The organism is Acidobacteriota bacterium (assembly GCA_026393675.1).
GTDB lineage: Bacteria > Acidobacteriota > Vicinamibacteria > Vicinamibacterales > JAKQTR01 > JBAXOX01.
In genome coordinates this window covers 1-15,735 of sequence record JAPKZQ010000005.1, presented here as the reverse complement: position 1 = coordinate 15,735, position 15,735 = coordinate 1, and the positions used below count along the sequence as shown (strand labels likewise).

The 15,735-nt window shown below is 64.3% G+C and carries 11 protein-coding genes and 1 pseudogene; 10 read left to right on the top strand and 2 right to left on the bottom strand.

The features are described 5' to 3' along the window. Positions 1–5: 5 nt before the first annotated feature. The 6 genes from NT151_02410 (at position 6) to NT151_02385 (ending at position 9,171) form a co-directional block, all read left to right on the top strand. Positions 6–1,367, top strand: a complete 1,362-nt coding sequence (locus NT151_02410) for a TolC family protein (GenBank protein MCX6537779.1) — start codon at positions 6–8, stop codon at positions 1,365–1,367. Positions 1,368–1,404: 37 nt separating this feature from the next. Beyond that, positions 1,405–2,340, top strand: a complete 936-nt coding sequence (locus NT151_02405; protein MCX6537778.1) for an ABC transporter ATP-binding protein — start codon at positions 1,405–1,407, stop codon at positions 2,338–2,340. After that, on the top strand, positions 2,337–3,455 hold the full coding sequence (locus tag NT151_02400) for an ABC transporter permease (protein ID MCX6537777.1): 1,119 nt from the start codon (positions 2,337–2,339) through the stop codon (positions 3,453–3,455). The genes NT151_02405 and NT151_02400 overlap by 4 nt, the downstream gene beginning before the upstream one ends. A gap of 1 nt (position 3,456) precedes the next feature. Then, the gene (locus NT151_02395) at positions 3,457–4,584 is read left to right on the top strand and encodes an ABC transporter permease (protein ID MCX6537776.1); all 1,128 of its coding nucleotides are present in this window, start codon (positions 3,457–3,459) and stop codon (positions 4,582–4,584) included. Positions 4,585–4,661: 77 nt separating this feature from the next. Then, a complete protein-coding gene (locus NT151_02390) occupies positions 4,662–6,857 on the top strand; it encodes a TonB-dependent receptor (protein ID MCX6537775.1) in 2,196 nt (731 codons plus the stop codon). 118 nt (positions 6,858–6,975) lie between these two features. Beyond that, entirely contained in the window at positions 6,976–9,171 is a 2,196-nt protein-coding gene (locus tag NT151_02385; protein MCX6537774.1) for a hypothetical protein, read from the top strand. Between the two features lie 92 nt (positions 9,172–9,263). Here NT151_02385 and NT151_02380 read toward each other — a convergent pair whose 3' ends face one another. Both NT151_02380 and NT151_02375 read right to left on the bottom strand, forming a co-directional pair. After that, positions 9,264–9,794 (bottom strand): sulfur transferase domain-containing protein, encoded by a 531-nt coding sequence (locus NT151_02380; GenBank protein MCX6537773.1) that lies wholly within the window; start codon positions 9,792–9,794, stop codon positions 9,264–9,266. After that, a pseudogene (locus NT151_02375) lies at positions 9,780–11,753 on the bottom strand (S9 family peptidase). The gene NT151_02380 and the pseudogene NT151_02375 overlap by 15 nt, the downstream one beginning before the upstream one ends. A 344-nt stretch (positions 11,754–12,097) precedes the next feature. Here NT151_02375 and NT151_02370 point away from each other — a divergent pair. Genes NT151_02370 through NT151_02355 form a run of 4 tightly spaced genes read left to right on the top strand, consistent with a single transcriptional unit; the run spans position 12,098 to position 15,163 of the window. Further along, entirely contained in the window at positions 12,098–12,487 is a 390-nt protein-coding gene (locus NT151_02370) for a GntR family transcriptional regulator (GenBank protein ID MCX6537772.1), read from the top strand. Between the two features lie 19 nt (positions 12,488–12,506). Next, positions 12,507–12,707 (top strand): hypothetical protein, encoded by a 201-nt coding sequence (locus NT151_02365; protein ID MCX6537771.1) that lies wholly within the window; start codon positions 12,507–12,509, stop codon positions 12,705–12,707. A 23-nt stretch (positions 12,708–12,730) separates the two neighbouring features. Then, the gene (locus NT151_02360; GenBank protein MCX6537770.1) at positions 12,731–13,798 is read left to right on the top strand and encodes a hypothetical protein; all 1,068 of its coding nucleotides are present in this window, start codon (positions 12,731–12,733) and stop codon (positions 13,796–13,798) included. A 48-nt stretch (positions 13,799–13,846) separates the two neighbouring features. Then, positions 13,847–15,163 (top strand): hypothetical protein, encoded by a 1,317-nt coding sequence (locus NT151_02355; GenBank protein MCX6537769.1) that lies wholly within the window; start codon positions 13,847–13,849, stop codon positions 15,161–15,163. Positions 15,164–15,735: the final 572 nt, after the last annotated feature.

Sequence of the window (15,735 nt, the reverse complement as noted above, 5' to 3'; positions counted from 1 at the left end):
TTGTCATGAGAAACAGAACAGGTTGGATCGTCTGTGTCACGGGCACACTGGCCGCCATGGTGCTGGCAGGCGCCGCGCCCAGTTCGGCGCAGACATCCACGCCGCCGCAAGGGTCGACGCCAGTTCGTCTGTCGGTAGTCGAGGCGATCGACCTCGCGCTCAAGGCCAGCCACCGCATCAGTGAGTTCGAAGCGCGCGAAGACGCCGCAAAGGCGAGTACCGACCTGCGCGATTCCGCCGACAGGCCCATCGTCAGCCTGCTTGGCGGCTATACGCGGACCAATCATGTCGACGAGTTTGCCATTCAGATTCCCGGCATGCCGCCGCGGGTGATCTATCCCGATCTGCCCGACAACTGGCGTTCGCGCCTCGATGTGCAGTGGCCCGTCTACACGTCCGGGCGTCTGGAGGCGCTCGATCGTGCGGCGCAGGCCGAGCAGAACGCCGCCGGAAAGGATGTGGCGACGGTGCGAGCCGACATCCGGCTCGACGCGGCGCGCGCGTTCTGGAGCCTCGTGACCGCGACTGAGTCCGTCACGGTCGTCGAAGACGCGCTGAAGCTGGTTGAGGCGCACCTCCAGGATGTGCGCAACATGCTCGCCGTGGGGCTTGTGGCGCCCAATGACGTGCTGACAGCGGAAGCGAATCGCTCGCGCCAACAGGTGCTGTTGATCGAAGCCAGAAACATTCGCGACGTGGCCGAGGCCGACCTGCGACGCGCGACGGGCCTTGGGCGAGCCGTTCGCATTGATCTGGCCGCCGCGCTGGACGGACCGCGGCCCGATGCCCCCACATTCGATGAGCTTCTGGCCGAGGCACGAAAGAATCGTTCCGAGCGCCAGGCCCTGCAGCTTCGCGTCGACGGTGTCGGCCAGCAACGGGCGGCAGCGGCGGCCGGGTCGAAGCCCGTGGTGTCGGTGGGTGGCGGCGTCGACTACGCCCGCCCCAACCCGAGGATCTTTCCGCGTGCGGGCGCATGGAACGAGTCGTGGGACGTTGGCGTCAACGTCGCGTGGCAGTTGTGGGATGGCGGACGCGTCAAAGCCGATGTGGCGCAGGCGAGCGCGAGCGAGCGTGCGGCCCAACAGCGACTGGCCGAATTCGACACCGTTCTCGAATTCGACGTGCGGCAGCGGCAACTCGACCTGACCTCGGCCGTTGCCGCCATTGCGGCGGCCACCGCCGAAGTGGCGAGCGCCGCCGAGGCCAGGCGCGTCGTCGCTGAACGCTTCAAGGCGGGCCTGGCGTCAAGTACGGATGTGCTCGACGCGCAGCAGGCGCTCGTTGGCGCGCAGCTAGGCCGCACGCGCACTCTCGCGACGATCAAATTGGCCCAGGCGCGGCTCGACCGCGTGCTCGGCCGCTGACGTCCCGAAGACGACACCGATCGCAGGAGACCACTGGATGCCGGCTGTCACGGTTCGTGAACTCACACGGCGCTTCGGCGACTTCGTGGCCGTGGACCACGTGTCGTTCGATGTCGAGCAGGGTGAGATCTTCGGGTTCCTCGGCAGCAACGGCGCGGGCAAGTCGACCACGATCCGCATGCTGTGCGGCCTGCTCAAGCCGACCTCCGGCACGGCGCTCGTCGGCGGCATTGACGTTGGCCGAGACCCCGAGGGCGTCAAGCGCCGGATCGGGTACATGTCGCAGCGGTTCTCCCTCTACGAATTGTTGACCGTCGAGGAGAACATCACGTTTTTCGGTGGCCTCTACGGCCTCGACGACGAGGCCATCGTCTCGCGCCGGGACTTCGTGCTGGAGATGGCTGGCCTGCGCGGACGCGAACGGACGTTGACCCGGGATTTGGCCGGCGGATGGCGGCAGCGTCTCGCGCTGGGTTGCGCGATTCTCCACGAGCCTCCCATCCTGTTTCTCGACGAACCCACGGGCGGTGTCGATCCGGTTTCCCGTCGCCAGTTCTGGGCGCTCATCAATCAGCTGTCGCAGGGTGGCGTCACGGTGTTTGTCACCACGCACTACCTGGACGAGGCCGAACACTGCCACCGCCTGGCGTTGATGCAGGCCGGCCGCATTGCGGCGCTCGGCACGGTCCACGAACTGAAAAGCGTCTTCTCCGACCGGGCGGTGGTCGAAGTGCGCACGCCTTCGCCGATGGAGGCGCTGCGCGCGCTGGACGATGTGCCGTCGGTGGAGAAGACGAGCCTGTTCGGCACGGCGCTCCACGTGTGGCTCAAACCGGGCGAACGGGACACCGGGCCGTTGCAGCAGCGACTTGCTGAACGGGGGTTGAAGACCGAGTCGGTTGAGTTCGTGCAGCCGTCGCTCGAGGACGTGTTCATGGACGTGGTTGAACGCGCCGGAGGGGCCTCGACATGAGAAAGGCCCTGGCCGTTGGCCGCAAGGAGTTCTGGCAGATCGTGCGCGACGGGCGCACGCTGATAATCCTGCTGTTTGTTCCCGCGTTCTTCCTCGGGCTCTATGGCTACGCGCTCAACTGGGACATCCGCCACGTGCGGCTCGCCGTCATGGATCGCGAGCACAACCACGACAGTCGCGAACTGATCTCCTCGTTTACGAACTCGACGTATTTCGACATCGTGGCCACCGTCACGTCGATGACCGACATCGAGCGGCTCATGGACCGCGGCGAGATCAGGGCGGCGCTGGTCATTCCGGAGGGCATGAGTCGCGATCTGCGAAGCGGCCGCGTCGCGCAGGTGCAGGTGCTGATCAATGGCGACAACGCGAACACGGCGATCACCGTGTTCGGGTACGCGCAGGCGATTGTCCGCGGCGTCTCCGCGCAACTGCAGCTGGAACTGGTCACCGGGGCCCAGATGCCGCCGCCGATTTCCGCCGAGCCGCGCATCTGGTACAACCCCGAACTCACCAGCACGCTGTTCCTGGTACCCGGCCTGATCGGTTTTATCGTGATGATCAGCAGCGTCGTGTCGACGTCGATGTCGATTGTGCGCGAAAAAGAACGGGGAACGTGGGAACAGGTGCGGATGGCCCCGATCAACACGGTGTCGTACGTGGTCGGCAAGACGATTCCGTACTTCGTGATCTCGCTGGTGTCGGCGTTCTTCATCATTGTCGCGGCGATGCTGCTCTTCGGGCTGCCGATGCGCGGATCCTGGCTGCTCCTGTTCTTCACGGTCTCGCTCTTCCTTGCTGGCGCGCTCGGCACGGGCCTGCTGGTGTCGACGCTGGTCGATTCCCAGTCGCTTGCGTTTCAGGTGAGCCTCCTGATCTCGCTGCTGCCCACCCTCATCCTGTCCGGGTTCATCTTTCCGATCGCGAGCATGCCGGCGCCGATTCGCGCGATCACCGTAGTCGTGCCAGCCCGGTACTTCCTGGCCGCGTTGCGCGCGGTCGTGTTGAAGGGTGTCGACGCGCACGTCGTCAGCCTGGAACTCGCCGCGCTCGGCGTCTATGCCGTGTGCGTGCTCGGGCTCGCCTCGGTGCGACTCGCAAAGGAGAAAGCCTGAGATGCGACGACTTGGCTTTCTCGTCCGCAAGGAATTCCAGGAACTCAGGCGCAATCCGCGCATGCTGCGCGTGCTGCTCTTCGCGCCGGTGATCCAGCTTGGGATTCTCGGATATGCCGCCACGACCGACGTCAAGAACGTGCCCGCGATCGTTGTCGACGCCGATCGATCGACGGCGAGCCGTGATCTGATTGGCCGCTTCGAGGGATCGCCGTATTTCAGCATTGTTGGCGTGACATCAAGAAACGAGGATGTGGAAGACGCGTTGCAGCACCGGACGGCATGGATGGCCGTGTCGATCCCGGCCGGTTATGGGCGGGCCATTGCCGACGGCACGCCAGTGACCGTCCAGGTGATTGCCGATGGGACCGATTCGAATTCGACAACGGTCGGGTTGGCCTACGCCACCAGCCTGATCGCGGAGAAGGCCGTCGATGTCGCGCTGGCGCGATTGGGCGCTGGGGGGCAAGTGCGGCCTATCGGCCGACTGGAGGCGCGCACGCGTGTCTGGTTCAATCCGCAACTGCTCAGTCAGCACTTCATGGTGCCGGGCGTGCTGGCGTTGCTGTTGATGATCACGACCGCCGTGCTTGGCGCGGTGGCCATTGTGCGCGAGAAGGAGTTCGGCACGCTGGAGCAACTCAACGTCACACCGCTTCGCCGGTGGGAGTTGACGGTTGGCAAACTGCTGCCATTCGGGCTGATTGGCGTGATCCAGGTGTTTCTGGTCGTGGGCGTGGCCGTGCTGTGGTTTCAGATTCCGCTGCGCGGCAGTTTTCCGCTGCTGTTCGGGTTGTCGCTGGTCTACCTCTTGTGCACGCTGAGCCTCGGGCTGTTTGTCTCGACCATTTCGAGTACGCAGCAACAGGCCATGATGACGGCCGTGTTCTTCTTCATGGTTCCGATGATCTATCTGTCCGGGTTCATCTTCCCGATCGAGAACATGCCCGAGATCATCCAGCCGCTCACCTATCTGATCCCGCTCAGGTACTTCCTGGTCATCGTCCGCGGAATCTTTCTGAAGGGTGTCGGCCTGGAATCGTTCTGGCCGGACGCGCTGATGATGCTGGCGTGGGGGTTGATTGTGCTCACGCTGGCGACCATGCGGTCAAGGAAGACGCTCCGATAATGCCAGCAAGCGCGATTGGTATTCTCGGTTTCACTCTCCTGCTACATGCGGGTTCACAGACCGCGGGTCCGTGCCGCATGTCCGGCACGGTCGTCGATCCAGCCTCGCGCGCTGGTGTGGCGGGCGTCCAGGTCGTGGTGCGACAAGACGACAAGGTCGTTTCGTCGACGACGACCAGTCCTGATGGTCGCTTTGAACTCCTGAACCTCGCGCAGGGCTCGTACCTGCTGGCCGCCTCGGCGCCAGGCTTCGCCGAATCGCCACCGCTCCGCGTTGAACTCGCGGGAACGCCGTGCGCGGTCACCGTTGAGGTCGCGTATCGGTTGGCGATGCGGGCCGAGGCCAGGGGCGCCGCTCCACGGTTGCCCGATGCGACACCCATCACCAATCCTGCCGCACCAGTGCTGACCGGGGCGGCGATTGCGACCGCGCCTGGCGCCCTCGAGGATGTGTTCCGCGCCTTTCAGTCGCAGCCGGGTGTGGCGGCTTCGCAGGACAACCGCAACGACCTGCTCGTGCGCGGGGGAGGCGCGATCGAAAACCAGACGCGCATCGACGGGTTCGACGTGCCGAATCCGAATCACTTCGGCGCGCAGGGCGGCACCGGCGGCGGCCTGTCGATGATTCCGCCGTGGCTCATTGATGTCGGCACGATCGAGGCTGGCGGGTTTTCCGCCTCGTTCGGCGAACGGATGTCATCGGTCGCCGACATCTCGCTGCGGCCAGCCAGGCCCGACCGCACGCACGGCATGTTTGGCTTTGGCGTTGGCGGGGCGATGGGGGAGATCGAGCGGCCGTTCGGCGACAACAAGGGGTCGTGGGTCGTTTCCGCGCGGCGCAGCCTGCTTGAGCTGACGTTTCACGAGCAGGGATCGCAGGTCGTCCCGAAGTACGCCGACGCGCTGGTGCGCGTTGAACGCAGGGTCGGCGACAGGCACACGGTCAAGTTCCTCGGCATCGGAGCCAACGACTCGGTCGACATCGAGGACTACAACGGGGGCACCGACCGGATCAACGGTTCGGAGTGGGTGGGTCTGGCAGGTGTGAGATTCGACTCGACCTGGTCGGCCACGACCGCGTCGACCGTGGTTGCGAGTATTGGCACAAGCGAGCTCGACGCGACGTCCTGGAATGGGACCGTGGTCGATGGACTCGATCGCGGGCGTGATGTCGACATCAGGTTCAGAGCCGACCTTCGGCGGCGACACACGTGGTTTGGCGACGTGCTGGCGGGCGTGGCCGTCAAGGCCTTCACGTTTGACTATGAGCTGCTCGCGTACGGGGTCTGGACGCCCTATTCACCAGCCAAGGAGAACATTTCGGCGAAGAGCCGGCATTCGTTCGCCGATGTCGCCGGGTACGTCGAGTCGACGCTGCCGCTCGTCGGTCGGGGCCGGGTGTCGGCAGGTGTGCGCATCGACAGGTGGGGCGCGTCGATGATCACGACGGGAAGCCCCCGCGTCAAGGCCGACTACCTGCTCGGCAGCCGGGCGAGGCTTGTCGGCTACTGGGGCGTGTATCGGCAGGCCGTGCCCTATATCTGGATGGCGAGCGCTCCGCAAAACGTGTCGCTCGTGCCCATCGGATCGATCCAGGGTGGCGGGGGCGTTGATCTCGAAGTGCGTCAGGGGATTCATCTCGGTATCGAGGGATTCGACAAGCAATACCGCAACTACCCGATTGACAGTCTGGCGCCCGGACATGTGCTGGTTGACGCGGCTGCGGATTTCGAATCGCCATTTGTCGGACAGTTGACGAGCGGCGGCAGGGTCCATGCGCGAGGCGTCGATACCGTGGTGTCGGCGAGCCTCGGCAGCCACCTCCAGGCTGTCGCCAACTACTCGTACTGGCGCGTGTCCCAGATGGGGCTCGACAACGTCTGGCGGCGAGCCCAGCACGAGCTTCGCAATCAGGCCCGGCTGGAGCTGATTTACACGTATCCGGGTAACTGGGCTGCCAGCCTGAGGTGGCGCTACGTGAGCGGCCATCCGTACACGCCGTTTGATCCGAAGGCCTCGATCAAGGTGGGTAGAGCCGTTTTTGATCTCACGCAGATCAATGCCGTCGAGTACCCGCCGTACCATCGTCTGGATGTTCGCGTCGACAAGACCTTCGCGCGCGGACGGGCATCGACGATCCTCTACTTCGAGGTCGACAACCTCTACAACCGCGACAACCTGCTCGTCTATCAGTGGAGCCGGACGCTCCGCGGTCCGAAGCCGACCTACCAGTGGGGCCGGACATACGTTGGAGGTCTGCGGGTCGAGTTCTAGCAGAAAATGGGGTCGGACCCATTTTCAAGATCTGCCACGTGGCATGACGAGCACGGAGTGATTGAGATTAGGTCCGACCCCTTTTCCTCAGCGGTGTCTAATACGCTTGGAGGGATTCATGCGATTGTTGCTGCCCGTCACGTGTGTCGTTGCCCTTCTGACCCAGATCCCCGGCCTGGCGCAGCAGGCCCAGACCGCCCCGCCGAAGAGTCCGCCCCCGGCTGCGGCGCCGCTGGTCGGCGGGCCCGTGCTGACGGGCATGCTCGACAGCGCGTCGGCAAGGCTGCCCATCAAACGCGTGGTGCTTTACAAGAACGGTGTCGGGTTTTTCGAACACCTCGGCCGCGTGCGCGGCACCGAGCAGGTGACCATCGATTTCACGAGCGGTCAGTTGAACGACGTCCTCATGTCGCTCACGACTGTCGATCTTGGCAACGGGAGAGTCACCGGCGTCAGCTTCAACACCAATGACCCGGCCAACCGGAAACTGGGTGCGTTGTCGCTCCCGCTCGGTGAGGAGACTACGCTTCTCGCGGTGCTCTCCGCGCTGCGCGGGGCGAAAGTCGAAGTGCTGGGTGCTGCTGGCTCGGTGACGGGCCGCATCCTGGCGGTCGAGCAGCGAACACGTGGCGAGGGCGACAAGCAGGTCGACGCGCGCGAATTGGCGATTGTGACCGACACCGGAGAGATCAAGAGCTTTGACGTCACATCGCGACTCTCGGTGCGGGTGCTCGAGGGCGACCTGCGGGGCGATATCCGCCGGTACCTCGACATCGTGTCGTCCACGCGGCAGAAAGACCTGCGGAGGATGTCGATTGCGACCTCTGGCGTGGGTGAGCGGCAACTGTACGTGAGCTACATCAGCGAGGTGCCGATCTGGAAGAGCACGTATCGCCTCGTGCTCCCCTCGAAGGCCGGCGACAAGCCGCTGCTCCAAGGCTGGGCGATTGTCGACAACACGATTGGCGAGGATTGGACCAACGTCGAACTCTCGCTGGTTGCGGGCTCGCCGCAGTCGTTCATCCAGCCGTTGTCGCAGCCGTTCTACGGGCGGAGACCAGTGATCCCGCTGCCGTCGGCCGCGCAGTTGACGCCACAGACGCACGATGCAGCGCTGTCACCAGACGCGAAGACCGACGCGGCTCCGATGATGGCGCCGTCATCGCCAATGCCGGTGTCCCGTGCGATGCGCGGTGCAGGCGGGGGCGCGGGCGGCGGCGGTGGTGGGGTCGTGGGTGGCGTCGTGGGTGGGGTCGTCGGTGGAGTGGCCGAGTCGGTCGTGGTGGACACGTTCTACGCGAATGCCGAAATCGTTGGAAGCGGCGTGCAGGGTCGTGAACTGGGCGATCTGTTCGAATACCGACTCAAGGAACCCGTGACAATCCGCAAGAACCAGTCGGCGCTGGTCCCGATCGTATCGGCGCAGGTCGAGGCCGAACGCGTGTCGGTGTGGAACGCATCCACGTCGCAGCGGCCTCGCAGTGCCCTGTGGGTGACGAACTCGACGCCCTACACGCTGGACGGGGGGAGCTTCTCGGTCCTTGAGGACGCCACCTTCACCGGCGAGGGGTTGATGGATGCCGTCAAGCCGGGCGAGAAGCGTCTGTTGTCATACGCAGCCGACCTCGCCCTGCTCGTCGACTGGAAACAGGATCCTGCCGGGCCCGAGCGCGTCAGCAGCGTACGCATTGCGAAGGGCGTCATGATCTTCCAGCGCGAGTACCGCGACAAGCGCACCTACACCGTGCGCAACCAGGACGCGAAAGCCCGGATGCTCGTGATCGAACATCCGAACCGGGCCGGTTGGAAGCTGGTCAGCACGACGAAGCCGGACGAAACCGCACCCAGCGTCTATCGGTTCCGGGTGCCGCTCGCGGCGAAATCCACGGCGACGCTCGCGGTCGAAGAAGTGCGCCCAGTGGAATTGACCTATCAGGTGTCGGCCGTCACCGACGATCAACTCACCCAGTTTGTCAGCCAGCGCACGCTCACGTCTGAGGCGGAGCAGGCGTTACGGGCCGTGATGGCCAAGAAGGGCGAGATCGCGGCAGTGGCCTCCGAGATCAATGCACGCAACAGCGAGACAGGCCAAATCTTCAAAGATCAGGAGCGGCTGCGCGAGAACCTGAAGGCGCTCAAGGGCAGCGCGGAAGAGAAGAACCTGGTCACGCGGTATACGCGGCAGTTGGACGAGCAGGAAACACGGCTCGATCTGATCAAACGCGAAATCGCTGATCGCGAGGCCAAACGGAAAGCGCTGCAGAGCGAACTCGACACGCTCGTGCAGTCGCTTTCGTTTGACGGACGAAAATGAGAATGGAGTGAGAAAAGGGGCCTGGCCCCCAAGTGTCTAGCCTAGTCGCCGACAACGGAGGCGAGGGCCCGATAGTCCCCAGTAAGTCAGTCTCATTTTGCCAGCGCGGCTTTGACGTAGTCCACTGCCCACTGCTTGACGGCTGCCGACGTGAGGCCGATCGATTCGGCCTCAGGCAGCGCTTTCTCGATGGTCCAGCCGTCGGCGAGCACGCGCTTGAAGAACCACATCGCGGAGGCCCGGACTCCACCCGAGCAGTGAAACAGCATCGGCCGGTTCGCCGGATCTTTCACGGCCGCCAGAAACGCCTCGACAGCCGGTTGGATGTTCGCATCCGTTCGCCGGAAGGGCACGTGGATGAACTTCAGGCCGGCCTTCTCGACGGCGTCCTTCTCCTGCGCGACGTTGGCACCCTCCTCGTCTATCGGCCGGAAGTTGACGACGGCCTTGTAACCGCGCTTCTTCAGCTCGTCGGCCGCTTCGGGCTTCATGGCTCCGCCGCACGCGAAGGTGTCGTCGACGGGTGCGAAGTTGGTGACGCCCGGAAAGTCCTGGACCTTCGCCGCTTTCTGCGCGGCGGCGGGAGTGGCGCCTGGTGCCGCGTCCTTCTTCTCGCCCCAGATGTACCGGCCGAACCACTCGATGTTGTGCTCCATGGCGGCGCGGTGCGCCTTGGGTTTTGTCAGCCCGTGGCCGAAACCCTTGTAGACGATGAGCTTCGCCGGAACGCCCTGGTCGAGAAGACCCCGGTAGAGCTCGTAGGCGTTGGGAATCGGCACGCGCTTGTCGAGTTCGCCGTGTTGAATGAGCGTCGGCGCCTTGGCTTTCTTGATGTACGTGATGGGCGACGTGTCCGCGTAGATCTTCGGATCGTCCCAGGGCGTGGCCTTGAGGTACTGCCGCGTGAACGGGTGGATGTCGGTGTTGACGTAGTACGTCATCCAATCCGAGATCCCCGCGCCCACCGATACCGCCTTGAACCGTCCGCTGTCGTGCGTCGTCAGAAACGCCGAGATGTAGCCGCCCTGGCTCCAGCCCATCGTGCCGACCTTGTCGTTGTCGGCCAGGCCCGCCGCCACGAGATAGTCGATGCCGGAGATGACGTCCCATGCGTCGCCAATCCCGAGGTTGCGCACATTCAGCGACCGGAACGCTTCGCCGTACCCCGCGCTGCCGCGGTAGTTCGGCTCCAGCACGATCGCGCCCTTGTTCAGCCAGATATCAATCGGATACGTCGTCGTCGAACCAAATGGCACCGGGCGCGAGGTGCCGGTTGGGCCGCCATGTATGACCACCAGCAGGGGATAGCGCTTGCCGGCCTGGACGTTGGCTGGTTTGTGGAGCACGCCTTCGATGACGGCGCCATCCTGGCTCTTCCATGTGATGACCTCATGCGTGGGCTGCGGCCATGACGCGACCTGCGCCGCCATGTCCGTCAGTTTCTTCGGCGCCATCGTCGCGAGCGGCGCCACGAAGACTTCCGGGAATTGCTTCGGCCCGGAACCCATGAAAGAGACCGTCACGAGGTCTGGCGTGAAGGTAACGCTCGAAACGATCCACTCCGTGCCAGGCGTGAGCTTCGTGGTCTTCTGCGTGGCCGGATCGAGGCGATAGAGGTAGGCCCAGGTGTGCTGGGACGCCGTGAAGTAGATCCCGTCCTTCTTCCATGCGCTCGGGCCGATGCTCTCGTCAAAGGCCTTCGTCAGATCCTGAATGGCGCCGCCCGCGGCCGGTATCACGGCGACGTGACTGTTCGTGAAGTAGTTGAACGGGTTGGCCATCGAGGTCGCGAACGCGATCTGCTTGCCATCGGGCGACCAGACCGGCCGATTGTCCGGGCCCGCCTGCGTCACGAGCGGCCGGATCTTCGCGTCGGCCACGGTCACAATCGAGATGTCCGCGGTGCCGCCGCTTGACGGGTCTGGATTGATGGTGTGATCGAAGGCGATGTCCTTGCCGTCGGGCGACCAGGAAAAGCTGCCGACGGTGAAGGCGCCCTGGGTGAGGCGCCGCGTCTTCTTCGTGTCGAGGTCAATCACCCAGAGATGCGACAGGCGTTGATCGAGGTCCACGATCTCGAACTCGCCGTACTTCTTGTCGCGGTCCTTGAGGGCATCAGACTTCGGATCAGCTTTCGTGTAGGCGATCTGCTTGCCGTCGGGCGACCAGGCGAAGCTGCCACCCACGCCGTCCTCTTCGGACGTCAGCGCCTCGGCCTCGCCGGCCTCCGGGCTGATGAGCCAGATCTGCTGTTTGTCGGACCGATCGGACGTGAATGCGAGTTTCTTCCCATCAGGCGACCACTCTGGCGCGCCGCTGGACTTCTTGCTGTTGGTCAACTGACGCGCCTTCGCAGTTGCGACGTCGACGAGCCAGATTTCGGTCTTGTACGTGTTGGCGTCCCAGTCGGGCTCGCGCACGGTGTAGGCCACGAGTGTGCCATCCGGCGAGATGGTGGGCGAGCCTGCGCGCTTGAGATTGATCAATTGGTCGACCGTCGGCCCGGTCTGGGCCAGGGCCGCAGCCGCAAACACCAGTCCAACAACAATGATTCCAACCAGCGTGCGCACTTTGTGGTTCATACGATCCTCTCAACAGCTCCCGAGACTGAACGCCGGCGGTGGTGTATCACGCGGGCCGGTGAGCGGTGACGTGGCGTTTCGCTTCGCGTCCCCGCTCACGCAAGCCGGCAAAACATGCCTTACCGGGGCGCGTCGCCGTCCTGACGATCGCGCTATTCGCGCAACCCGTCCTGGCCCTATCGGCACGTTTTGCCGAACTGACGCTGTCGGCTTGGTTCGAGGGGCCGCTCCGCGAATCGCCGCGTTACCTTTCCGAACCCCGAATCCGGGACGCCGAATCCCCAAGCCCTAATCCTGAATCCCCTTGACTGTCCTAGCTGTACTAGTGTATCTAGTACACCATCGTGTTGCCGTTCACTGTCACCCTGCGTCCCGGCCTCTCGGTTCACGAACAGGTCGTCTTTGCCGTCAAGCGGGCCATCGTGTCGGGCCGCTTGAAACCTGGCGACGAGTTCCCGTCGGTTCGCACCCTCAGCAGGGAACTGCGTATCAACCCGAACACCGCGCACAAGGTGGTGGCCACGCTGGTCGGCGACACCATGCTCGATGTCCGGCCCGGCATCGGCACGTTTGTCGCCGAGCGCGGCGCCTCGTCTTCGGAGGAGCGGCGTTTGCTTCTTCGCGAGGACGTCGAGCGGCTCGCCGTGGACGCCCGCCATCTGGGGCTCGACGTGCAGGACGTGGTGGACGCGGTCATCGAGCACTGGAATCGCCTGAACCGGCCGGCCCGGTAAGTCGGAGTCGCCATGCAGTATGCCATCGAAACCCAGCATCTGTCCCACCGCCGGCCGCACCATCCGGTTCGTCGAGAGCGCATTCGCCGATGCTGACATCGGGCCCAAAGTACGCGCCGTGCTGCCCGCCGCGCTGGATATCACCGCATCCCCGATGTCGCTTCGACAGATCTTCATCACGCTGGCCCGGTCGTTTCGCCAGCCGGAGAAGCGCGTGTAAACGCGTGGAGGCTCATCCGCAACGTGATGGGGGCCGACCTCCGGGCCCAGCGCGAGTTGCTGGCCGTGTGGGGACTGGTGCTGCTGGCGCAGGCGGCGCTCTTCGTCGCCGGCCCCGAGGGTTTCGGCAGGTCCTCCACCCGCGTCAGTTACGACTTTGGGATCGAGCTTGTGCGTTTCGGCTGGACCACCGTGGTGGCGGCGCTGCTGGTGCAGTCGGATTCGCTGGTCGGCACCACGGCGTTCTGGATGACGTGTCCGATCCCGCGCGGCCTGCGGTTCACGGCCAAACTGCTCTCGGCGGTCCTCTGGCTCGTTGTGGCCCCAGTCGTCGTCATGGCGGCCGTGCTGTTCTGGCTTGGCATGAGCCCGCTTGATGCCCTCGCGGGTGGCGGGTTGATCGGCCTCGAGCAGGCCGTGATCCTGGCCATGGGTGTCATGGCGGCCCTCGTCACCGCCAACATCGGCCAGGTCGTCGTGGCCGGGATTGCAGGCGTGACGCTGGTGTCGGTGTTCAACCTCCTGCTCCTGCCCGTGCTGACGCTGGCATGGCCATCGGTTGGCGACACCCTGCGGGGCGGCCAACCGACCGTTTATGCCGTCGCCGTGATTACCGGCGGCCTGGCGGCGGCCGCCTATCAGTACCTCACACTCCGCGCATGGCACACAGTCGTGCTGGTCGCATGGAGCGACGTCAAGGGATTCACTGCCACAACCGGCATTGCGCCCACTGGGGTGACGACGACGCACGGTGTGCTGAAGGTGCAGGTTCCATCCGAATTCGCGCAGCGCTTCAGTGTGGACGCGGCGTGGCTGGACGGCGCCGAACTCGTGCTCGTCGAGCCCAGGCCGCTCGGGGTGCTGACGCGCCCGTTGACGATTGACAATTTCATCCTCGGCGGGAGCGCCGAACGCCGGATTCCGAATCCGAACCCGAATCCCGAACCGAAACCCCAAGTCCCGCCTGCCACGCCGAAGCCGCCAGACAAATCCCCTGGGATCGCCACGCTCCAGCGTGGCTACGACGCGGGCCGGGCTGGAGCCCGGCGATCCCAGGAAATCACACGCCACACGGCCTTTCCGAACCCCTAATCCCCAACCCCTGATCCCTAACCCCGAATCCCGTCCAGGCGGTGTGCTATGAGGCGAGTCCTCCACCTCGCGTGGTTTGATGCGCTCGCGCTGCGCGTGCCGCTCGCGGTGTGGGGAGTACTCCTCCTCGTCGATGGCACGATCTTCTACCTGGGTCCCATCGATAACATCGGCCTTCCCGAGATTGGTCGTCTAAGTGTCACGTTCGGCCTGGCCGCGGTCCGCTGGGTCGCCACCGTCGTGATCGTCGCGATGCTCGTTCACGCCGATCCGACCGTTGGCACGACGACGTTCTGGCGAACCCGGCCCATCTCCAGGCTCGCGCTTCTCGCCAGCAAGCTGATATCGGCTTTGCTGTGGCTTGTTGTGCTGCCGGGCGTTGTGGCGACCGTGGTGCTGTATCTGCTTGGCCTGGAGCTCGGAGCTGCCAGCATCGGCGGTTCGAATGCGAGTTACGAGCAGGCGGTGATCGCCTTGATGGCACTGGGGCTGGCCATCGTCACAAGAGACATGGTGCAATTCATCGTCGCTGCCGTCGTCGGGATTGGCAAGATGACGCTTGTGCGTCAGGTGTCGTTCGAAGTCGTTACGTCGGGCGAGCCAGAGGCGATGTGGTTCAGGCCAGTGGAGGTTCGGTCGGACCTTGAATTCCAGGACCATTCGGTCGCCACGTGGGCCCGACGATGGCCTGGGGCCCAGTCGCCGCCCTCCAGCGCGCGGAGGCCACTCACAGCTGACGATCAGCCCTATAAGAGCATCCGTCAGGCGCTTGGCAACCCGGAACTTGTCGTTCCGTCAACGTTCAAATGGACGCCGTATCGTCTGGCGGTTCTCGAGATTCCGGATGCGCAATTCCAGCGGTACCGCGGTCAATCGGCGAGGGTTAACGCGACCGTGACGATGCTGGCCTACCGGTACAGTGCCGGGGCCGCCGCACCCCTCAAAGCTGGCAGCAGGATATCGATTTCGCAACGGGGAGTCGCTTCAATTGAATCGGTAAGCCGAACGCCGTCAGGCATCACGGTGGTCATGCGCCAGACATACCTGGAGGATTTCAGCGGGTACCGATATACCAACGATCGACAGGATTTCATTCTGCGAAACGCAACGAGCCGGGTTGCGCTGTTCGGGACCCTGAGCGGTTTCCGATCCGCCGCATACGCGATGTACTTCGGCATGTCGCACGCCACGACGCAAGTCCATCAACTGTTCTTCAGCGCACGTGACATTCCCGCTGGCGCGGCCGGGATGGACGACGAATGGTTGAAGAACGCGGAACTGGTCCGCATGGACACCAAGGTGCTCGGGACGGTGACGCGGCCGCTGAGGATCGAGAACTTCGTGCTCGGCGCTGCGCAGAAGTAGGGGCGGGCCCCTGTGCCCGCCCAGACATCGGGGCAACCACAGGGGGTTGCCCCTACACCCGAACATGTCCGTCGTAGAGGCAGGCCCCCGAACCCGTCCGTCTTGTAGAGACGCGATTGATTGCGCCCAACCTGGATTCCGGCGTTCGCCGGAATGACGATACAAGAAGTCAATAGTCGGTAGTCAGTAGACGGTCGACTGACACGCCCGCACGTTACAGTGGGGCGCGGTGATCTCTGCAGGAGGACGGTTTCCGGAGCGGCCCCTCGAACCAAGCCGACAGCGAAGTCCTGAGCGAAGTCGAAGGGCGTTAGTCTGCAAAACGAGCCGTGAGGGCCAAGACAGGGGGGAAAAAGGGTCGGACCTATTTTCGCGGGACCGGCAACGAAAACAGGTCCGACCCCTTTCCCCGCCGCGGCGACACTTCCCGGTAAGGCGCGTTTTGGTGCGCCGTGAAGCGGCGTGTTCCTCGTGGGATGAAAGGAGCCCACCCCTATGAACCGCTGAGCAGTAGGGTAGCGCGGTCCCCTGCGTGAGGTCGTGAGACCTCCAGCAGAAGCGGGACCTGTATG